Here is a 15,746-nt window from a genome sequence, read left to right as displayed (position 1 = left end):
TCAGGCCCTCGGCGGGCGCGCGATGCCCGGCTCGCACGGCACGGTGTATTCCACGATGTCCACGCCGTAGCGCGCCAGCTCGGCATGCCACAGGCCGGTGTGCTGGTTCTCGACGGTCACGACGCGGCGGTCCTGCAGGTAGTCCAGCTCGCGCCGGATCTCCAGTTGGGTGGCATCGCCGTAGAGCCCCTGGATGGTCATCAGCAGCACGGATTCGTTCGTGCCCTCGGGCCGCGCGTTGTCCAGCGCGCGCAGCAGGATCCAGCGGATGTGCTCGCGCCGGCGCTTGACGATGTCGATTCCGTCGATCACGACTTACCCCCCTGGTAATGCAGCTGCGCCGTCCGCTCGATCACCAGATCGAGCTTCGTTTCGATGACCGTCTGGTTGCGGATGTAGTCCTCGCGGCGGACGTACTGCTGGGGCAGGTCGATGCGCAGCTGCATCAGGTCGCGCTCCACGCGGTGCCAGTTCTCGCTCTGCGACTCCAGCGCCGCAAACTTGGCGCCAAGCCGCCCCTCGAACTGCCGCAGGAGCTGCCGGAACAGGAACGCGAACCCGCCGCTGAGCGCGATGGCCACGGACGTGACCAGCGTGATCAGCTGCCAGAGTTCCACCGAAAACTTCATGGGAGCACCTTGTCGTCTCGATTCGTGAGATTGGCGCCGGCAGTGACTTTGCCGGCCGTCTGGCGATCATCATTCGCACGGTCGGCCAGGCCCTGCCAGTGGACAAGCGAAATCAACCCGTCCAGCGCGCACACCGCCGGTACACCGGTGAGCGGCGGCTTCGCATAGACGCAGTTCCGCGGCGGCATGGGCGGGCGTGGCAGCGGCTCGGTCAGCGCCGCCGGCAGCGGCGCGTACTGCGTCACCGGCACTTCGACCAGCTCAGTGCGGACGAGCGGTTGCCGCATCGCCCCACAGGCGCTCAGCAACAGCAGCGCACACAGGGAGGCGGCGCAGGTCAGCGCAGTCTTCATCGGCCTGGGCCTTCTTGGTGATGGTTTCGGCGCGGCGGTTCGCCGCTTCGGTCAGGGCGGCAATGCGCGCATCGCGCTTGCCCATTTCTTCCAGCGCCCACGCCTGCTGGGCCTGGCGCGTACGGCGTTCGTTGTCCAGCGTCTGCCGCAGTGACGTGAGCTGCGAGGCGTTGCCGTTGGCCAGCTCGCGCGCCAGGTTGCGCTCGCCGGTCACGGTGCCCAACTTGCCCTGCAGCCCCGCCACTTCATCGGCGCGCGCGCTCCCGCCCCAGGCGTGGCCGATCCACAGGCCCAACGCGCCGCCGGCCAGGAATGCCGCCACGGCGATGGCAAGCGCCAGATCGACGGCGCCTCGGTGGCCCGCGTGCGTGGGAATCGGCTTCATGCCACGGCTCCTGCGATCAACGCCACCAGCGCCCAGATGACGCCCACTGCAGCCGCACCGAACCCCAGCGGCACCAGCCAGCACAACGCGCGCTGCAGGGGCGTGGGCGATGCGAATGGACTGCCGAAGGCAGACGCCAGCCCGACCACCAGCGCGATCAGTCCGGCAATGATCAGCAGCAGCGGCCAGAGCATCAGCGTGCCCCCTCGATTGTGCAAATCACGCCCGGCCGCGTGCAGTACGCGAAGGCGTAAGTGGCCGCCAATCCGATGACGGCGAACAGGCTGACGGCGAAGCAGATCGCCAGCGAGACCAGGCGCGCGCGACGGGTAGCCATCAGCACACCGCCTTGCCGGGCCAGCCAGCGTTGATATACCGGGGCTCCAGCACCAGCAGGATGCGCAGCGCGTATTCCTTGTTCTCCTTGTGCGCCCACCTCGCGCGCACGCGGTAGCGGGCCACCTCGCTCCAGTCGTTCGCGTCCGCGCCGGCCTGCTGCGCGGCCAGGCGTTCGCGCTGCAACCAGCCTTCGCCACCGTTGTAGCCGCGTAGCGCGAAGGCCCACTGCGTGCATGCCGACATCGGCCGCGCGTGCTGGAACGGCTTCACCCGCCCCAGCAGCCAGCCCATGTAGCAGGCCTGCGCGCGCAGCGACCACTGCGGATCCCACGGGTCCGGCGTGCCCACGGCGGGGCAGATGGTGGGCAGCCACTTCGCAGTGGCGGGCGTGAACTGCGCAAGGCCCTGTGCGTAGGGGCTTTCCGCATCGGGGCGGAACCCGCTCTCCTGATGCAGCTGCGCGGCAAGGCGGGCCACGTGCTCCGAACCGGCCAGGCCGAACACCCGCGCGGATTCGCGCTCGATGGACAGGCGGTACACCGCGGACGCCGGGGCCACGTAGACCTGCGCGCGGGCCGGCGCGCAGATCAGCGACATCACCAGGACGAAGCCGGCCGCCGCGACGATCGCGCGGGCGATGTCGCCCAGCCGGTCACGCAGCAGCCGGGCGCTCACGGCAGGAAACCCATCGTCAGGATGCAGGCGCACACGATCCAGGTGGCGCACTTGCGGTCCAGCCCGTCGGCGATGCCGGACAGCGGATCGGGCGGCGGCAGGATCTGCTTGACACCCCAATGCACCATCAGGCCCAGCAGGCCGCCCAGCAGGGGCTTGCTGATGCCGTACACGATCAGGCCAGCCTTGGCGGGGTTGAGGAACAGCACCACCAGCAGGCAGACCAGGAACAGCGACCACAGCGGCCACAGCTTCGCCAGCCAACCGTCAGGCGCGAACGCGCGCTGCAGCAGCGGAATGGGATCGAACTTGGGCATAGCGCGCCTCCGGCTGAAAGGGGCCGGCGACGGCGCCCGAGGAGACACCGCCGCCGGCTGAACCGCGAGGCAAAAGCCCCGCGACGTGGCCACTTTCGTCCGGTTGCGGATGGGCGTCTCGGAACGCGCGTTCCGAGCAATCACGCGCGCGCGCGTGGGACCGTGCGCGCCTGTCACCCAGGAGCACGGCTATGGTTTCTTTCCCGTTCCGCCGGAACCAGCTGGCGCTGGCGATTGCGTTGGCGCTGGCGGAAATGCGCGCCGGCGCGGCGCGCGGTTAAGCGCCTGTCGTCGCCACCTTGGCCACGAACCGCTGCAGGGCGCCGTATGCCTTCGCCGGCTTCTTGCCGCCGGCAAGCGTGCCGTCGACGGTGCCCTCAGCGGTGTAGACGCGGACCTTCACGCTCGGCGCATCGGCGATCTTCCGCACCAGCGCGAGCGGCACCAGGTAGTCGCGCGAAGATCGGCGCGATACAGGGGCACCGGCCGCCGTCTGCACGTTGCTGGTGAAGCGGGTCGCGGCGCCTTCGTCCAGCGGGACCAGCTCGATGATTTCGCCGCCCACGTTGAGCGCTGCGCCGCGGATGCCGGCGTAGGCGTTGACCACCTCGACCTGCAGCACGGCCTCATCCTTCCGGCCGCTCGTCCAGCGCGCGCCCAGCAGCGGGCACACCATCTGCGCCCCGCAGTCCAGGCCATGCGGTTCCACCCACACGCGCGTGGCGCCGTCGAATGCGTCGGTCTCGATCTTCGCGTCAGCCGCGTGCGCGGAACCGGCGGCAAGCAATGCAACGAACAGCATCGTCTTCATTTCGCTCCCTTCCTCTTCGGCTTCGCGGGCTGCGCATTGGCAAGCAATGATGCGGTGGAAAGCAACACTGCCTTGCCTTGCGCGTCGGCGCTTCGATAGCAACTGACCAGGCGCTGCTCGTCCTCACTCAGCGCGTCGACCAGGGCTCTGAACACTTCGTCTTGCACGGCCGCGCGGCTGTCTCCGTCGCGCACGCCGCTGGCGATCCTGGTGGCCTTCTTCACCGCGTACAGGCGTCGCTCGAGTTCGTTGCTTTCGCCGGTGAGCACATAGCCCACGTCGATGCGCAGCGCGGGGTTGTCGCTGGCCAGTGCCTTGAGCTTGTCGACCGGGAACGCGTCGCGCTTCTTCCTGTCGGCGAAGGCCGCCTTGCTCATGCCTAGCGCGGCTGCGATGGCCTGGTCCTCGGTTTCGCCAAGGGTCTGCTTGAGGCGCAGCAGTTGGTGGTCGAACTCTCGCACTGATTACCTTCTTGACTAAGTCAAGATTTCTTGATTGAATCTAGTCCCAAGGTGGCCTCACAAACGGGCCGCCCAAGAACTAAGAACGCAGAGGGTACACCACGTGACAGCACCCGCTCCCGGACTCGACCTGCATCGAAAGGTGCGCGCCGGATTCGTCTCCAAGGGCACCAGCCTCAAGCGCTGGTGCATCGACCAGGCCATCACCCCCAGCAACGCCCGCGACGCGCTCATCGGCCGCTGGAACGGCCCGAAAGGCGTCGCCCTGCGCAATCGCCTCATCAAGGCCAGCGGCGCGGAGCTGCGCGCATGACCGCCCTGGCCGCCAGGCCCATCGAGGTGCAGGAAGTCCGCCGGATCGCCGGCCTGTGCGAAGCGCACCTGCGCTACGCGGCGGGCTGTAAGGACGCCGGCCAGGCCGGCCCGCAGCTGATCCACCAGCAGCTGGCGCGCGACTACTCCCGCGCCGCCTTCGCCATCGTGCGGCGCATCGCCAAGAGGTCGCAGGCATGAGCGGCCAGTCGATCTTCGCCCGCCTGCTGTTCGCCCTGTCCGGCCACAGCTACCGCGGCCTGCGCCTGCAGCAGATCGCCGACGGCATCGGCGAATCCCCCGCCACCACGCTGCGCAACCTGCAGGCGATGGAGGCCGACGGCCTGACCGAGCGCAGCCCGCAGGACGACAAGTGCTGGCGCCTGTCGCCGCGCGTGGTGCAGGTCGCCACCGCGCACGCCCAGGAAGTGATGCGCGAACAGCGCCAGCTCGACGAGTTCAACCAGCGCTACACCCGCAACCCCAACTGACCCGAGGAACCACCCGATGGCGAAGAAGTCCGCGGCCGACCAGCCGCAACCCGAACCGAAGCGCGGCGCGAAGCCGCTGGCAACAGTCGCCCTGCAGGGCGACGTGATGGATCCCGACAAGCTGGCCGCACGCCACGGCGAGCTGGTCGTGATGACGGCGCAGCAGCAGGCGCTGGTGGATGAATTCGGCGACGGCCTGCCCTGGCACCCGGACCACTACGAGGCGGCGATCCGGGGCGAGCTGCGCCGCGGCTGCGATGCCTTCCTGCGCGCCGGCCGCTACCTGATCGTGGCGCGCGAGTGCGCCGTGCACGGCGAGTGGGCCGGGATCCTTGGGCGGCTGGGCATGGAACCCCGCCAGGCGCAGCGGATGATGGAGGCGGCGCGGCGCGTCTGCGCCCTCCCAAATGCGTCGCGGGCGACGCATTTGGTCGAAGCGGCCGGCACCCAATCCAAGCTGATCGAGCTGCTTTCGCTCCCCGAAGACCAGTTCGCGGAGCTGGCCGAGAAGGGCGCCACCGGCGATCTGGAGCTGGACGAGCTGGCGGACATGACGCGCGACGAACTGCGCGCCGCCGTGCGCGAGGCCCGCGCGGACATCGACGCGAAGGACCAGCGCATCGGCAAGCTGTCCGAGGACCTGAACCGCGCCGAAGAGAAGGCCGCCAAGGCGCAGCGCAAGTGGAAGTCGGGCACCCCGGACGACCAGCAGGTCGTGCTGGAGCAGCGGATCGTGGAGGCCAAGCACGCGATCATCGCCAACATCGGCAGCGAGAAATCCGGCCTGGTTTCGGCGGTGCTGGAACTGGCCAACCACTGCAACGAGCACGACCTGGACTGCGCGCAGTTCCTTGGCGACACGCTGGGTGAGTTGCTGCAGGCGGTGCGCTTCGTGCGCGACGGCTACGAGCTCGGCTTCGCCATCCCCGTCGTCAACGACGCGGAGGCCTGATCCATGCCCGGGGAGCTCCTGCTGCAGAACGCCGCCAGCGAGCTACTGGCGGCCCGCCACGGAGAGAAGCGGCGGATCGTTGAAGGTCTTGCGAGTGAGCTGGGCGTCAGCGTGCAGACCGCATTCCGGCGCCTGTCGGCGCTGACCGCCCCGGCCAAGCCGCGCAAGCGTCGCAGCGACGCCGGCATGCTGGCCCTCTCCCGCGACGAGGCGGTCACCATCGCGGCGCTGGTCGAAGAGACCCGCCGCCTGACCGGCACCGGCACCCTGCCGGTGGAGCAGGCGGTGGAAATCCTCCGCAGCAACGGCCGGATCGAGGCCGCGCGCATCAACCGCGGCACCGGCGAGTGGCAGCCGCTCAGCGTGTCCAGCATCTGCCGGGCGCTGCGCTACTACGGCCTGCACCGCGACCAGCTGGCCGCGCCGAGCCCAGCGGCGCGGCTGGCCAGCGAACACCCGAACCACCTGTGGCAGATCGATGCCTCGGTGAGCCGCCAGTTCTACCTGGCGGACGACGGCACGCGGGTGATGCCCAAGGCCGAGTTCTACCGCGGCAAGCCCGGCAACTTCCAGCGCATCGCCGACAAGCGCATCTGGCGCTACGTCACCACCGACCACGCCAGCGGCTGCATCGAAGTGTTCTACGTGCTGGGCGCGGAGAGCAGCAGCAACCTGCTGGCGTCGTTGATGCACGCGATGACGCAGCGGCCGAACGGCACGATGCACGGCATCCCGCGCCTGCTGATGATGGACCCCGGCAGCGCCGTCACCGCCAGCACCACGCGCAACTTCGTTGCGGCCTGCGGCATCGAGCTGATCGTCAACGAGGTCGGCAACGCGCGGGCGAAGGGGCAGGTCGAGAACGCCAACTACCTGGTCGAAACCCACTTCGAGGCCGCGCTGAAACTGCGCGCCCCGGTGACCAGCCTGGAAGAGATCAACGCACTGGCGCAGGAGTGGGCGCGGGCGTTCAACGCCACGCGCGTCCACACCCGCCACGGCATGACCCGCCGCGACGCCTGGCTGCGGATCAACAGCGAGCAGCTGGTGCTGGCGCCGTCGATCGAGGTGCTGCGCACGATGGCCAACAGCGCGCCGAAGCTCTGCACCGTCCGCGACGGCATGGTGCGCTTTCGCGGCGGCGTGTTCGACGTGCGCGGCGTGCCCGGCCTGGTCAACGGCCAGAAGGTGCGCGTGGTGGCCAACGCGATGGACGCGGACGGCAGCGTGCGCGTACTGATGGCGGGCGGCGAAGACAACCGCGACGTGCACTACATCGCCCGCCGCATCGGCGTGGGCGCGTGGGGCTTCCTGGACACGGCCGCGATGGTCGGCCGCGAGTTCAAGGCGCTTCCCGAAACCCCGGCGGACGCCGCGCGCAAGGAGCTGGAGCGCGTGGCGATGGAGGTCCAGACCGACGCCGAAGCCGTGGCCGCGCGCAAGGCGAAGCGGCTGGCTTTCGGTGGCACCGTGGATCCGATGAAGCCGGTGCGCGAGGCGCAGATCGCGACCGCGCTGCCCCGCGCAGGTACGGCCGGCAAGGTGGATTCCCCGGTCGTTGCCGAGCAGCGCATCGAGCCGGCGCCCATCCGCGCCGAGCTGCCCGCGCTGAACCACGTCGAGGCCGCGATGCGCCTCAAGCCGCTGGTGGAGCGCGCCGGCCAGGCATGGACGGCCGACATGTACGCGCGCACCGCGCAGCGCTGGCCTGACGGCCTGCCGATTGACGAGGTGGAGGCCTGGGCGGAAGCGCTGGCCAAGCCCGAGCGCGGCGGTCTGCGCGTAGTCGGTGGCGCGGCATGAGCGCTCGCCTCAAGAGCATTGCGCAGGCCGGCCACGGCCCGCTGCGGCTGCGCCGCGTGATGCGCGATGCCCGGCTGCAGCTCAGCGACCTGGCGGCGCATGTGGGGACGTCCCGCGCCGCCATGAGCCTCCTGGCCAACCACGGCATCTGGCCCGCCAACAACGCCGACGCGGTCGCCGCCGGCATCGACGCATTCCTGCTTGCCCACAACGCCGCGAACGATGCGTGGCGGGAGAGCGAGCAGTCCATCAAGCCCCAGGAACAACCCGAGGAGACCCTGGCCATGCTGCTCCGCAAGATCAACCTGACGCCGCAGGCGCGTCGCCACTTCAACCTGCCCGGCGACCCCTTCGCCGAGCCCGTCAACGCCGACGAAGTGTTCCTGTCCCCGGACATCCGGTACGTGCGCGAGAGCATGTACCAGGTGGCCCGCAACGGCGGCTTCATGGCCGTCATCGGCGAGAGCGGCGCCGGCAAGTCCACCCTGCGCGAAGAACTGCAGGACCGCATCCGCCGCGAGGAACAGGCGGTGATCATCATCGAGCCCTACGTGCTGGCGATGGAGGGCACCGACCAGGTCGGCAAGACCCTGCGCGCCCAGCACATCGGCGAGGCGATCATGGCCTGCGTCGACCCGCTGGCGAAGACCAAGAGCAGCCCGGAGGCGCGCTTCCGCCAGGTGCACGAGACGCTGCGCAACAGCGCCCGCGCAGGCCATAGCCATGTGCTGATCATCGAAGAGGCGCACAGCCTGCCGATGGCCACGCTCAAGCACCTCAAGCGCTTCCGCGAGCTGAAGGACGGTCTGCGCCCGCTGCTGTCCATCATCCTGATCGGCCAGCCGGAACTGGCCACCAAGCTCAGCGAGCACAACCCCGAGGTGCGCGAGGTGGTGCAGCGCATCGAACTGGTCACGTTGCCGCCGCTCGGCAGCCACCTGGGCGAGTACCTCGGCCAGCGCTTCAAGCGCCTTGGCCTGCAGCTGGACAAGGTGGTGGACAACGGCGCGCTGGAGGCCCTGCGCGCGCGGCTGACGCCGGCACGCGGCGAGGGCTCGCTGCTCTATCCGCTGGCCGTCCACAACGCGCTGGCGGGCGCCATGAACCGGGCCGCGGACCTGGGCGTGCCGCAGGTCAACGCCGACCTGGTGCGGGGGGGCTGACCATGATCCCCTCGCGCGCGTTCCCGCCCGTTGTTGATCCTGCGCTGGCCGAGTCGCTTCGCGTTGCCACCTCCGCTGCCGAGGCCCTGGAGGCGCTCGGCATCGAAGTGTTCGCCGCGCGGCTGCGCAAGTGCCACCTGCCGGAGCTGTTCGTCAGCAGCCTTCCGGTGGGTGCGGACTTCGGCCTGCAGAGCCGCCACCTCGAAGCCAACGGCACCACCACGCTGGTGCACGTGGCGTTGTGGGCCGGCGCCCGGCTGATCTGGCGCCACACCCGCCCCGCGCCCGCGGAGGTGTGCCATGCATGAGGCCACGTCTTCGATTTCCCGGCCCTACGCCTTGGCGCTCTACCTGTTCGGGGTTGCGCTGCTCGCCGCCTACCTGCTGGCCGAGGCGCTGGCTATCGGGCTCTTCATCGGCGCGTTCTGCGTGCTGATCGTCTGCATCGCGTGCGTGCTGTGGCTGGTCTGGCTGCGCAGGGAGCTGGCCCGATGAGCGCCGTGACCTACGCCGAGCGTTGCACGCAGGCACAACGCGACTACATCCGCACGCTGCTGGCGCGCTGCGAGCTGGCCGTCGACCGCTTCACCTACAGCCACCGCCCGGTGTTCGTGGCCGCGCGCCTGCCGGAGCCGGAGTTCGGCGGCTCGGTGGACCTGCAGCTGCGCGACCTGGACAAGGCGCAGGCCAGCCGCCTGATCACCGCCCTGGAATCCCGCGTCGGCATCGACCACGAGGAGGACGACTGATGCAACTGGCCTTGCTCCCCCGCGACATCACGCCCGAAACGGTACTGGAAGCGCTGGAGAAGCGCGTCGGCCCCGCCAATGGCGCCACCGTGCGGGAGCTGGCCAGCGAAGTGCTGGGCCGCCCGTCCAAGCCCAGCGACGAGCGCCTGCTGCGCCAGGTGGTGGTGCAACTGCGCCGCGCCGGGCACCCGGTCTGCTCCACGCCCGACGAGGGCTACCACAAGGCCGCCAACGCGGCCGACCTGCAGCGCACCTGCGTCCACCTGATCAACCGGCTGGAGACCACCTCCCAGCAGGTGGCCGCGATGTTGCGCATTTCCGCTCCGCCGCTCTACGGCCAGTTCGGCCTGCCGATGCCGGCCGCCAAACCCGAGGAATCCCACGATGACTGCCACGACTGATAACCCGCGCGCCCAGCAGAACGACCACCTCGCCTCGGCGATGGCCAATGCCCGCGGCGCGATCCAGACCCTCAGCGACCGCGGCTTCTGTGTGTACGCCGTGGTCGCCAATGGCCGCCGCCCGGTCCTGATGGTGGACCGCATCCCCGACGAGCTGGTGTCGGTGGTCAAGCGCCGCAACCCGAACGGCCGCGGCGGCTACACCGTCGTCCGCGCCACCGAGTGGGCCGGGTGCCAGCTGGAATCCATGCATGACGAAATGCCGGAAACCGCGCGCGTGCGGCTGTGCGGGCGCCCGGTGCTGGAGGTGGCCCGTGGCTGAGACCTGCCCCCTGTCGCGCCCGGGCGAAGCGCGCCTGCGCATCGCATTCGACTACATCAAGAGCTGGACCATCGCCGGCCTGCTGGTGCGCCTGCAGGAGAAGGACATCGGCGCACCGTCCAAGAACGCCGCCTACATCCTCGTCAGCCGCGGGCTGAGCGTGGGCCTGCTGGAGCGCGCCGGCAAGGACGAGCACCTGGTGGTGCTGAACAAGGCGTGGGAGCACCCGTGCGGCCTGGGGCCGATCAAGCCCAGCACCAAGCCCGTGCCGCCGCCCGCGCCGAAGCCGGAGCCGCGCGTGCGCGCGAACGACTTCACGCTGCTCGGCAAGGTGCCGGCGATGCGCGGCGGCCCGCTGATGCCGTCGTTGGGCCACCGCGCGCATGAAGGCGTAGATGCCGACGGCGAGCTGTTGCCGTGCATCGGCGGCCGCATCGTGGACGCACTGCACAGCCAGTTCCAGGCCGTGTTCGCGGGCGCGGATCAATGACCAGGCCTTCCGCCTCCGTGCAGCTCTACAACCAGCGCTACGAGGCGAAGCGCAAGGCCAGCTACGTGCGCGGCCCGCGCATCACCCGCGAAGCCGCGGAGCAGCTGCGCGAGCTGTCGCACGCGCTCCGCCTCCACCCATGCGACGTGGTGAGCATGTTGATTCTCGCCACCCACGCCGACCGCCAGCTGGCCGCGCGCCTGGAGTTCCAGAAGCGCGAGCGCCTGAGCGACGCGGAAATGGCCGCGTTCGACGGCGTCGTTTTCCCGGTTCCCGAGTTCCCTTCCATCGTGCCGGCGGCAACCGCGTGCGACACCACCAGGAGTTGACCATGCAACAGACCATCCCCGACGGCTACCGCGTTGACGCGCGCGGCCGCCTGATCCCCGAGGCGCAGATCAAGCCCATCGACCTGGCGCGCGACCAGCTGGTGCGCGACATCGTCAACGGCGCCAGCAAGCTGGCCACCGAGCTGCAAGCCTTCAAGCGCGGCGCGTTCGACGATATCGAAGCCCTGGTGGAACTGAGCGCCGACCAGTACGGCGTGAAGCTGGGCGGCAGGAAGGGCAACGTCCAGCTGGTCAGCTTCGACGGTCGCTACAAGGTCCTGCGCGCGGTGGCCGACCGCATCACCTTCGACGAACGCCTGCAGGCGGCCAAGGTGCTGATCGACGAATGCCTCAACGACTGGACGGACAAGGGGCCGGGCGAGCTGCGCGTGATCGTGCAGGACGCCTTCGACGTGGACAAGGCCGGCAACATCAACGTCGGCAAGATCCTCAGCCTGCGCCGCCACAAGATCGACGACGAGCGCTGGAAGCGCGCGATGGACGCCATCGGCGACGCCATCCAGGTGATCGGCACCACGCCCTACATCCGCGTCTACGAACGCATCGGCGACAGCGACAAGTATCGCCTGCTGTCCCTTGACCTGGCGGGGGCGTGATGCGCGCGCCCGCCCGCAAGACCTATCCGGCCAAGCCCCGCGCCGGCACGCGCAAGCAAGCGCTGCCGGGCACGCTGGACGTTGTGGTGCACCGCGACGGCAACGGCTTCCACGCCACCGCGCGCCGCAAGTGCGCGAACGGCCATTCCGGCTCCTGGGCCACCCGCAGGCTGGCCGAGCTGCTGGGCTACACGAAGCACGCCGACGTGCTCTACGTGGGCAAGGACGTGGCCGCCGGCACCTTCAACTTCAAGATCGTGGAGCCCCGCCCATGACGCTCTCCGAGCTGTACGGCAAGCCGCCTGGCGTCAGCGACGACCAGGCCCGCCGCACCATCGAGTTCTGCTGCCCGGTCACCGTCGACGGCGCCGGCATCGAGTGGTTCAACGTCGAGGAGGTCGCCCGGCTCAACGTGGTCGCGGTGACCGACGCGCTGCGCTGGCTGATCGACCGCGGCGACGACACCGAGGGCTTCCGTGTGGTGCGCGGCGCCGAGCGATTGAACCTGCTTCGGTTCGAGGAGCGTGGCTGATGCTGCGGCTCCTCAAATGGTGGATCGCAGGCAAGGAGCTGCGAGCGCTGGAGCGCTATCGCGCGGCCTGCGCTCTGGCGTACCGATGGAACGGCCAGCTCCCCAACTCTGCGGAAACTGCCGAGTGGATCAGTCTGGTCGGCGAAGACAAGCGCGGCATGGACATCGAGCAATTCCGAGAGCGGCTGCGCCAGGACGGAAGCGCAACTCGCCAAGAACGTGGCGCTGCGGATCCCACCAACGAGGCCTGACCATGTTCTTCCGCGCCCTCACCATGTTCCGCTTTCCCGCCTCGCTGGATTTCAGCACGCTGGACGACGGCCTGCAGGCGTGCGCGTTCAAGCCGGTGGGGCCGCTGGAAATGATTAGCCGCGGATTCGCGTCACCGCTCGGCAAGCACGCGCCCGGGCTTTCGCACCGCTGCGGTGACGCGCTCTGGCTGACCCTGGGCGGTGAGGACCGGCTGCTGCCAGCCGCGGTAGTGGACAAGGCGCTGCAGGAACGCCTGGATCAGATCGGCGCGCGCGAGGGCCGCGTTCCCGGCGGCCGCGCACGCAAGCGCCTGAAGGAAGAGATCGTCACCGAGCTGCTGCCGCGCTCGCACGCCAAGCCCTGGCGCCTGGACGCGCTGCTGGACCTGCGCCGCGGCGTCATCGCCGTGGACACCACCAGCCGCCGCGCCGCCGAGGGCTTCGTGTCCGAGCTGCGCCACGCGTTGGGCAGCTTCCCGGCGCTGCCGCTCCATGCCGAGATCTCGCCCCGCGCCATTCTCACCGGCTGGCTGGCCGGCGACGTGCTGCCGGACGGGCTGGCGCTGGGCGCGGACTGCGAGCTGCAGGATGCCGCCGACGGCGGCAGCAAGGTGCGCTGCTATCGCGTGGAGCTGCGCGGCGACGAGATCGAGGGCCACCTGGGCATCGGCCGCCAGTGCGCGCGCCTGGCGCTGGTGCTGGATGACCACGTCGCCTTCGAGCTGGACGAAAGCCTGGTGGTGCGCAAGTTCAAGCTGCTCGACGCCGCCGTCGATGCCCTGGACGCCACCGAGCGCGACGACATCGTGGCCGAGCTGGACGCCCGCTTCGCGCTGATGGCCGGCGAGTTCGGGCGGCTGTTCGATGCGCTGGAAGCCTGCTTCCGGCTGAGCAAGGCGGGGTGACCATGCGCTGGATTCCGGAGGAAGACCACGCGCTGCGGTTGGCCTACGGCAGGTTGCCGACGGCGGAGATCGCGCGGCTGCTGGAGCGCAGCGAGAATTGCGTTAGCCAGCGCGCGCGCAAGCTCGGGCTGGAATCCGGCCGGTACTGGACCGAGGCCGAGGACGCGCAGCTGCGCGAGCGCTATGCCAATGAGCTGACAACCGATATCGGCCGCGACATGGGCCGATCCGATCGTTCCGTGTACCAGCGCGCCATGCAGCTGGGCCTCAAGAAGGGGCCGGCTGCACAAGAGCGCCTGCGTACGTTGGCACGGCGCAACGCGTTGACCAATCCGCGCATGATCGCCAGCCGCATCAAGAAGGGCGCGACGCCCCACAACAAAGGCTTGCGCCGCCCCGGCTGGGCGCCCGGCCGCATGGCCGAAACGCAGTTCAAGAAGGGCTGCATGGCCGGGGCCGCGCAGCACAACTACGTGCCCGTCGGCACGCTGCGCATCGACGGCAAGGACGGCTATCTGGAGCGCAAGGTCACCGACGACCATCCGGTGCCGGCCCGCCGCTGGGTCGCCGTGCATCGCCTGGTGTGGGAGGACGCAAACGGCCCGATCCCGCCCGGCCATCGCGTGGCCTTCAAACCCGGCATGAAGACCGCCGTACTGGAAGAAATCACGCCCGACAAGCTGGAGCTGGTCACCGCCGCGGAAATGATGCGGCGGAACACCCGGCACAACCTGCCGAAGGAGATCAACGAGGCGATCCAGGCCAAGGCTGTCCTGACCCGAGTCATCAACCGCGTATCCCGAGGAGAGCGCCATGTCTGATTCCACCAACACCATCACCGAGCTGCGCGGCGAGCTGTTCGCCACCATCCGCGCGCTCCGCGATCCCGCCAACCCAATGGACATCAACCGCGCCAAGGCGGTCGCCGACGTGGCCGGCCGCATCATTGAATCTGCGAAAGCCGAAACCGAGTTCGTGAAGGCGTTCGGCGGCCGCGGCGTCATGCCGGCGAGCGGCTTCATCGGCCACGCGCCCAAGCCCGACACGCTGGATCGACAAGCGCGCATCACTGGCCCTGCGGCCACCACGCCGCAGCCCGGCGCCGGCCTGCCGCCCAGCGGCCCGCGCGGGGCGCTGTGAGACAGCCATGAAAGGCCGCCAGCCCTACACCGAATGCAAGCTCTACGTGGACGGCATCCCCCAGCTGCAGCCGGGCCACTACCTGCGCACCCGCGGCGGCTCGGGCTACTACGTCGCCGAGATGCGGCAGAGCCCCACGCGGCCTCGGCGGCGCAACCTGCGCTGCATCCGGACGCCCGTGGCAGAGATCCCGCAGGGTGCCACCGTCCACGAGCTGATCTGGTACCCGCGCGCCAAGAAGCGCGGGCGGAGGCTTGCATGACCCGCCGCACCGACTACGCCGACAAGGCCCGCCGCCGCGTCCTGGGCGCGATCCACGCGCTGGCCAAGGAGTGCCTGATGGAGGACGACGCCTACCGTTGCCTGGTGGCCCGCGTCAGCGGCCAACACGGCCCGGAGCAGCGCAGCGCCGGCAAGTGCACGCCGAAGCAGCTGGATGCGATCGCCAACGAGCTGCGCCGGATCGCCGGCAAGCCCGCGCAGGCGGCCGGCAGGCGCCGCACGTGGTCCGGCAAGCCGAAGGGCGACCTGACCGCGCAGATGGGCAAGGTCGAGGCGCTGCTGGCCGACGCCGGCCGCGAGTGGGCCTACGCGCATTCCGTGGCAAAGCGGGTGTGCAAGGTCGAGCGCGTCGAGTGGTGCAACCCCGACCAGCTGGCCAAGGTCATCGCCGCCCTGCAGATCGACGCCGACCGCCGGGCGCGGAGGGCCGCCGCGGGATGAGCAACCGGTACGCCAACCGCCACGAGTTCTTCGCCGCCATCGACGACGCCGTACAGCGCGTCCTGATGGACCAGGGCGTTGACGAAGCGCTGCGCCAGCAGTGCGGCGCGGCGGTGGCGGACGGTCTGGCCGAGGAATACGCCAGCCAGGAGATCTACGTGCCGCAGGACTTCGGCTACAAGCTGTCGCTGCGCGAGATCGAGATCCTCAACCGGCACCGCGCCGGCGCCACCCTGCAGGAGCTGCAGCGCGACTACCGCATGACCAGGCCCGGCCTGCAGCGCCTCCTGAAGCGCGCCCGCACCCGCGATCCGGACCTGGATCAGGGTAAGCTGTTCGGGAGCTGATTCACCAAAGGTCGGCGGTTACGCGTGGCGCAATGCCTTTGCAAATCCACCCGCCGACTTCCACCTTCTTCCGGGCTCTTCCGGCAAGATATCTCAGTGAACCCCCTGATTTATCTCACTCCCCGTCAGCTACCAGACCGCGCCGTGCCCCGCACCGGCAGCGGCGATCACGGGACGGTGCCGGCGCCTGCATCCAGTCGCAACGCTTCGTGCGTACCATGAGCATCCACCCGTCCCCCGGAGTCCGCC

The 15,746-nt window shown here is 69.7% G+C and carries 33 protein-coding genes; 23 read left to right on the top strand and 10 right to left on the bottom strand.

All coding sequences use genetic code 11. The features are described 5' to 3' along the window. The 10 genes from ACK4SG_RS12665 to ACK4SG_RS12620 all read right to left on the bottom strand — a co-directional run bounded on the left by ACK4SG_RS12665 (window position 1) and on the right by ACK4SG_RS12620 (window position 3,970). Window positions 1-312: a hypothetical protein gene (locus ACK4SG_RS12665; RefSeq protein ID WP_409602267.1), complete on the bottom strand. Its 312-nt coding sequence runs from the start codon at window positions 310-312 to the stop codon at window positions 1-3. Beyond that, window positions 309-629 carry a hypothetical protein gene (locus ACK4SG_RS12660; RefSeq protein ID WP_409602265.1) on the bottom strand — a complete coding sequence of 107 codons (321 nt, stop codon included), beginning with the start codon at window positions 627-629 and terminating at the stop codon, window positions 309-311. Before ACK4SG_RS12660 ends, ACK4SG_RS12665 begins: the two co-directional genes overlap by 4 nt. Continuing rightward, window positions 626-916: a hypothetical protein gene (locus ACK4SG_RS12655; protein WP_409602263.1), complete on the bottom strand. Its 291-nt coding sequence runs from the start codon at window positions 914-916 to the stop codon at window positions 626-628. Before ACK4SG_RS12655 ends, ACK4SG_RS12660 begins: the two co-directional genes overlap by 4 nt. After that, a complete protein-coding gene (locus ACK4SG_RS12650; RefSeq protein WP_409602261.1) occupies window positions 891-1,367 on the bottom strand; it encodes a hypothetical protein in 477 nt (158 codons plus the stop codon). Before ACK4SG_RS12650 ends, ACK4SG_RS12655 begins: the two co-directional genes overlap by 26 nt. Next, complete coding sequence (locus ACK4SG_RS12645) at window positions 1,364-1,561, bottom strand: hypothetical protein (RefSeq protein ID WP_409602259.1); 198 nt, start codon at window positions 1,559-1,561, stop codon at window positions 1,364-1,366. The genes ACK4SG_RS12650 and ACK4SG_RS12645 overlap by 4 nt, the downstream gene beginning before the upstream one ends. Then, a complete protein-coding gene (locus ACK4SG_RS12640; RefSeq protein ID WP_409602257.1) occupies window positions 1,561-1,704 on the bottom strand; it encodes a hypothetical protein in 144 nt (47 codons plus the stop codon). The genes ACK4SG_RS12645 and ACK4SG_RS12640 overlap by 1 nt, the downstream gene beginning before the upstream one ends. Further along, entirely contained in the window at window positions 1,704-2,381 is a 678-nt protein-coding gene (locus tag ACK4SG_RS12635) for a transglycosylase SLT domain-containing protein (protein ID WP_409602255.1), read from the bottom strand. Before ACK4SG_RS12635 ends, ACK4SG_RS12640 begins: the two co-directional genes overlap by 1 nt. Next, a complete protein-coding gene (locus tag ACK4SG_RS12630) occupies window positions 2,378-2,698 on the bottom strand; it encodes a hypothetical protein (RefSeq protein ID WP_409602253.1) in 321 nt (106 codons plus the stop codon). The genes ACK4SG_RS12635 and ACK4SG_RS12630 overlap by 4 nt, the downstream gene beginning before the upstream one ends. 277 nt (window positions 2,699-2,975) lie before the next feature. Then, window positions 2,976-3,509 carry a hypothetical protein gene (locus ACK4SG_RS12625; RefSeq protein WP_409602251.1) on the bottom strand — a complete coding sequence of 178 codons (534 nt, stop codon included), beginning with the start codon at window positions 3,507-3,509 and terminating at the stop codon, window positions 2,976-2,978. Continuing rightward, window positions 3,506-3,970, bottom strand: a complete 465-nt coding sequence (locus tag ACK4SG_RS12620; protein WP_409602249.1) for a helix-turn-helix domain-containing protein — start codon at window positions 3,968-3,970, stop codon at window positions 3,506-3,508. Before ACK4SG_RS12620 ends, ACK4SG_RS12625 begins: the two co-directional genes overlap by 4 nt. A 103-nt stretch (window positions 3,971-4,073) precedes the next feature. Between ACK4SG_RS12620 and ACK4SG_RS12615 the strand changes: the two genes are divergently transcribed. From ACK4SG_RS12615 to ACK4SG_RS12505, 23 genes are read left to right on the top strand one after another with little or no spacing between them, the layout of a single operon-like run. Next, window positions 4,074-4,283, top strand: a complete 210-nt coding sequence (locus tag ACK4SG_RS12615) for a hypothetical protein (RefSeq protein WP_409602247.1) — start codon at window positions 4,074-4,076, stop codon at window positions 4,281-4,283. Beyond that, entirely contained in the window at window positions 4,280-4,483 is a 204-nt protein-coding gene (locus ACK4SG_RS12610; protein WP_409602245.1) for a hypothetical protein, read from the top strand. The genes ACK4SG_RS12615 and ACK4SG_RS12610 overlap by 4 nt, the downstream gene beginning before the upstream one ends. After that, the gene (locus ACK4SG_RS12605; protein ID WP_409602243.1) at window positions 4,480-4,773 is read left to right on the top strand and encodes a helix-turn-helix domain-containing protein; all 294 of its coding nucleotides are present in this window, start codon (window positions 4,480-4,482) and stop codon (window positions 4,771-4,773) included. The genes ACK4SG_RS12610 and ACK4SG_RS12605 overlap by 4 nt, the downstream gene beginning before the upstream one ends. Window positions 4,774-4,789: 16 nt before the next feature. Then, a complete protein-coding gene (locus tag ACK4SG_RS12600; protein WP_409602241.1) occupies window positions 4,790-5,725 on the top strand; it encodes a hypothetical protein in 936 nt (311 codons plus the stop codon). A gap of 3 nt (window positions 5,726-5,728) precedes the next feature. Beyond that, on the top strand, window positions 5,729-7,528 hold the full coding sequence (locus ACK4SG_RS12595; protein ID WP_409602239.1) for a hypothetical protein: 1,800 nt from the start codon (window positions 5,729-5,731) through the stop codon (window positions 7,526-7,528). Then, window positions 7,525-8,691 (top strand): ExeA family protein, encoded by a 1,167-nt coding sequence (locus ACK4SG_RS12590; protein ID WP_409602237.1) that lies wholly within the window; start codon window positions 7,525-7,527, stop codon window positions 8,689-8,691. Before ACK4SG_RS12595 ends, ACK4SG_RS12590 begins: the two co-directional genes overlap by 4 nt. Before the next feature lie 2 nt (window positions 8,692-8,693). Then, a complete protein-coding gene (locus ACK4SG_RS12585) occupies window positions 8,694-8,999 on the top strand; it encodes a hypothetical protein (protein ID WP_409602235.1) in 306 nt (101 codons plus the stop codon). Beyond that, window positions 8,992-9,186 (top strand): hypothetical protein, encoded by a 195-nt coding sequence (locus ACK4SG_RS12580; protein WP_409602233.1) that lies wholly within the window; start codon window positions 8,992-8,994, stop codon window positions 9,184-9,186. Before ACK4SG_RS12585 ends, ACK4SG_RS12580 begins: the two co-directional genes overlap by 8 nt. Next, on the top strand, window positions 9,183-9,440 hold the full coding sequence (locus ACK4SG_RS12575; RefSeq protein WP_409602231.1) for a hypothetical protein: 258 nt from the start codon (window positions 9,183-9,185) through the stop codon (window positions 9,438-9,440). Before ACK4SG_RS12580 ends, ACK4SG_RS12575 begins: the two co-directional genes overlap by 4 nt. Beyond that, window positions 9,440-9,841, top strand: a complete 402-nt coding sequence (locus ACK4SG_RS12570; protein WP_409602229.1) for a hypothetical protein — start codon at window positions 9,440-9,442, stop codon at window positions 9,839-9,841. Before ACK4SG_RS12575 ends, ACK4SG_RS12570 begins: the two co-directional genes overlap by 1 nt. After that, a complete protein-coding gene (locus ACK4SG_RS12565; protein ID WP_409602227.1) occupies window positions 9,825-10,163 on the top strand; it encodes a hypothetical protein in 339 nt (112 codons plus the stop codon). The genes ACK4SG_RS12570 and ACK4SG_RS12565 overlap by 17 nt, the downstream gene beginning before the upstream one ends. Beyond that, window positions 10,156-10,653 carry a hypothetical protein gene (locus tag ACK4SG_RS12560; protein WP_409602225.1) on the top strand — a complete coding sequence of 166 codons (498 nt, stop codon included), beginning with the start codon at window positions 10,156-10,158 and terminating at the stop codon, window positions 10,651-10,653. The genes ACK4SG_RS12565 and ACK4SG_RS12560 overlap by 8 nt, the downstream gene beginning before the upstream one ends. Next, window positions 10,650-10,982 carry a hypothetical protein gene (locus ACK4SG_RS12555; protein WP_409602223.1) on the top strand — a complete coding sequence of 111 codons (333 nt, stop codon included), beginning with the start codon at window positions 10,650-10,652 and terminating at the stop codon, window positions 10,980-10,982. The genes ACK4SG_RS12560 and ACK4SG_RS12555 overlap by 4 nt, the downstream gene beginning before the upstream one ends. Before the next feature lie 2 nt (window positions 10,983-10,984). After that, complete coding sequence (locus ACK4SG_RS12550) at window positions 10,985-11,599, top strand: DUF3164 family protein (RefSeq protein WP_409602221.1); 615 nt, start codon at window positions 10,985-10,987, stop codon at window positions 11,597-11,599. Beyond that, window positions 11,599-11,874 (top strand): hypothetical protein, encoded by a 276-nt coding sequence (locus tag ACK4SG_RS12545; protein WP_409602219.1) that lies wholly within the window; start codon window positions 11,599-11,601, stop codon window positions 11,872-11,874. Before ACK4SG_RS12550 ends, ACK4SG_RS12545 begins: the two co-directional genes overlap by 1 nt. Further along, a complete protein-coding gene (locus ACK4SG_RS12540; RefSeq protein WP_409602217.1) occupies window positions 11,871-12,131 on the top strand; it encodes a hypothetical protein in 261 nt (86 codons plus the stop codon). The genes ACK4SG_RS12545 and ACK4SG_RS12540 overlap by 4 nt, the downstream gene beginning before the upstream one ends. After that, the gene (locus tag ACK4SG_RS12535) at window positions 12,131-12,382 is read left to right on the top strand and encodes a hypothetical protein (protein ID WP_409602215.1); all 252 of its coding nucleotides are present in this window, start codon (window positions 12,131-12,133) and stop codon (window positions 12,380-12,382) included. The genes ACK4SG_RS12540 and ACK4SG_RS12535 overlap by 1 nt, the downstream gene beginning before the upstream one ends. A gap of 2 nt (window positions 12,383-12,384) precedes the next feature. Beyond that, the gene (locus ACK4SG_RS12530; RefSeq protein WP_409602213.1) at window positions 12,385-13,287 is read left to right on the top strand and encodes a recombination-associated protein RdgC; all 903 of its coding nucleotides are present in this window, start codon (window positions 12,385-12,387) and stop codon (window positions 13,285-13,287) included. Window positions 13,288-13,289: 2 nt separating this feature from the next. Continuing rightward, on the top strand, window positions 13,290-14,108 hold the full coding sequence (locus tag ACK4SG_RS12525) for an HNH endonuclease (RefSeq protein ID WP_409602211.1): 819 nt from the start codon (window positions 13,290-13,292) through the stop codon (window positions 14,106-14,108). Then, window positions 14,101-14,427 (top strand): hypothetical protein, encoded by a 327-nt coding sequence (locus ACK4SG_RS12520; protein WP_409602209.1) that lies wholly within the window; start codon window positions 14,101-14,103, stop codon window positions 14,425-14,427. Before ACK4SG_RS12525 ends, ACK4SG_RS12520 begins: the two co-directional genes overlap by 8 nt. A gap of 7 nt (window positions 14,428-14,434) precedes the next feature. Next, window positions 14,435-14,689 carry a hypothetical protein gene (locus ACK4SG_RS12515; RefSeq protein ID WP_409602207.1) on the top strand — a complete coding sequence of 85 codons (255 nt, stop codon included), beginning with the start codon at window positions 14,435-14,437 and terminating at the stop codon, window positions 14,687-14,689. Then, complete coding sequence (locus tag ACK4SG_RS12510; protein ID WP_409602205.1) at window positions 14,686-15,150, top strand: phage protein GemA/Gp16 family protein; 465 nt, start codon at window positions 14,686-14,688, stop codon at window positions 15,148-15,150. The genes ACK4SG_RS12515 and ACK4SG_RS12510 overlap by 4 nt, the downstream gene beginning before the upstream one ends. Beyond that, entirely contained in the window at window positions 15,147-15,497 is a 351-nt protein-coding gene (locus tag ACK4SG_RS12505; RefSeq protein ID WP_409602203.1) for a Mor transcription activator family protein, read from the top strand. The genes ACK4SG_RS12510 and ACK4SG_RS12505 overlap by 4 nt, the downstream gene beginning before the upstream one ends. The last annotated feature ends 249 nt before the right edge of the window (window positions 15,498-15,746 follow it).

The sequence above is a fragment of the Thermomonas sp. genome, from assembly GCF_046293095.1.
Classification (GTDB): Bacteria; Pseudomonadota; Gammaproteobacteria; order Xanthomonadales; family Xanthomonadaceae; genus Thermomonas.
Note: the sequence above shows the minus strand (reverse complement) of the source record. Positions and strands in the feature narration are given on the sequence as shown.

What these genes read in the sequence shown, in the direction of transcription:
- ACK4SG_RS12575 (WP_409602231.1), top strand. Translation starts at nt 9,183, where the DNA reads ATGAGCGCCGTGACCTACGCCGAGCGTTGCACGCAGGCACAACGCGAC.
- ACK4SG_RS12555 (WP_409602223.1), top strand. Translation starts at nt 10,650, where the DNA reads ATGACCAGGCCTTCCGCCTCCGTGCAGCTCTACAACCAGCGCTACGAG.
- ACK4SG_RS12625 (WP_409602251.1), bottom strand. Translation starts at nt 3,509, where the DNA reads ATGAAGACGATGCTGTTCGTTGCATTGCTTGCCGCCGGTTCCGCGCAC.
- ACK4SG_RS12650 (WP_409602261.1), bottom strand. Translation starts at nt 1,367, where the DNA reads ATGAAGCCGATTCCCACGCACGCGGGCCACCGAGGCGCCGTCGATCTG.
- ACK4SG_RS12535 (WP_409602215.1), top strand. Translation starts at nt 12,131, where the DNA reads ATGCTGCGGCTCCTCAAATGGTGGATCGCAGGCAAGGAGCTGCGAGCG.
- ACK4SG_RS12630 (WP_409602253.1), bottom strand. Translation starts at nt 2,698, where the DNA reads ATGCCCAAGTTCGATCCCATTCCGCTGCTGCAGCGCGCGTTCGCGCCT.
- ACK4SG_RS12655 (WP_409602263.1), bottom strand. Translation starts at nt 916, where the DNA reads ATGCGGCAACCGCTCGTCCGCACTGAGCTGGTCGAAGTGCCGGTGACG.
- ACK4SG_RS12545 (WP_409602219.1), top strand. Translation starts at nt 11,599, where the DNA reads ATGCGCGCGCCCGCCCGCAAGACCTATCCGGCCAAGCCCCGCGCCGGC.
- ACK4SG_RS12595 (WP_409602239.1), top strand. Translation starts at nt 5,729, where the DNA reads ATGCCCGGGGAGCTCCTGCTGCAGAACGCCGCCAGCGAGCTACTGGCG.
- ACK4SG_RS12510 (WP_409602205.1), top strand. Translation starts at nt 14,686, where the DNA reads ATGACCCGCCGCACCGACTACGCCGACAAGGCCCGCCGCCGCGTCCTG.
- ACK4SG_RS12640 (WP_409602257.1), bottom strand. Translation starts at nt 1,704, where the DNA reads ATGGCTACCCGTCGCGCGCGCCTGGTCTCGCTGGCGATCTGCTTCGCC.
- ACK4SG_RS12540 (WP_409602217.1), top strand. Translation starts at nt 11,871, where the DNA reads ATGACGCTCTCCGAGCTGTACGGCAAGCCGCCTGGCGTCAGCGACGAC.
- ACK4SG_RS12645 (WP_409602259.1), bottom strand. Translation starts at nt 1,561, where the DNA reads ATGCTCTGGCCGCTGCTGCTGATCATTGCCGGACTGATCGCGCTGGTG.
- ACK4SG_RS12605 (WP_409602243.1), top strand. Translation starts at nt 4,480, where the DNA reads ATGAGCGGCCAGTCGATCTTCGCCCGCCTGCTGTTCGCCCTGTCCGGC.
- ACK4SG_RS12520 (WP_409602209.1), top strand. Translation starts at nt 14,101, where the DNA reads ATGTCTGATTCCACCAACACCATCACCGAGCTGCGCGGCGAGCTGTTC.
- ACK4SG_RS12590 (WP_409602237.1), top strand. Translation starts at nt 7,525, where the DNA reads ATGAGCGCTCGCCTCAAGAGCATTGCGCAGGCCGGCCACGGCCCGCTG.
- ACK4SG_RS12525 (WP_409602211.1), top strand. Translation starts at nt 13,290, where the DNA reads ATGCGCTGGATTCCGGAGGAAGACCACGCGCTGCGGTTGGCCTACGGC.
- ACK4SG_RS12580 (WP_409602233.1), top strand. Translation starts at nt 8,992, where the DNA reads ATGCATGAGGCCACGTCTTCGATTTCCCGGCCCTACGCCTTGGCGCTC.
- ACK4SG_RS12585 (WP_409602235.1), top strand. Translation starts at nt 8,694, where the DNA reads ATGATCCCCTCGCGCGCGTTCCCGCCCGTTGTTGATCCTGCGCTGGCC.
- ACK4SG_RS12610 (WP_409602245.1), top strand. Translation starts at nt 4,280, where the DNA reads ATGACCGCCCTGGCCGCCAGGCCCATCGAGGTGCAGGAAGTCCGCCGG.
- ACK4SG_RS12600 (WP_409602241.1), top strand. Translation starts at nt 4,790, where the DNA reads ATGGCGAAGAAGTCCGCGGCCGACCAGCCGCAACCCGAACCGAAGCGC.
- ACK4SG_RS12530 (WP_409602213.1), top strand. Translation starts at nt 12,385, where the DNA reads ATGTTCTTCCGCGCCCTCACCATGTTCCGCTTTCCCGCCTCGCTGGAT.
- ACK4SG_RS12505 (WP_409602203.1), top strand. Translation starts at nt 15,147, where the DNA reads ATGAGCAACCGGTACGCCAACCGCCACGAGTTCTTCGCCGCCATCGAC.
- ACK4SG_RS12550 (WP_409602221.1), top strand. Translation starts at nt 10,985, where the DNA reads ATGCAACAGACCATCCCCGACGGCTACCGCGTTGACGCGCGCGGCCGC.
- ACK4SG_RS12565 (WP_409602227.1), top strand. Translation starts at nt 9,825, where the DNA reads ATGACTGCCACGACTGATAACCCGCGCGCCCAGCAGAACGACCACCTC.
- ACK4SG_RS12515 (WP_409602207.1), top strand. Translation starts at nt 14,435, where the DNA reads ATGAAAGGCCGCCAGCCCTACACCGAATGCAAGCTCTACGTGGACGGC.
- ACK4SG_RS12660 (WP_409602265.1), bottom strand. Translation starts at nt 629, where the DNA reads ATGAAGTTTTCGGTGGAACTCTGGCAGCTGATCACGCTGGTCACGTCC.
- ACK4SG_RS12570 (WP_409602229.1), top strand. Translation starts at nt 9,440, where the DNA reads ATGCAACTGGCCTTGCTCCCCCGCGACATCACGCCCGAAACGGTACTG.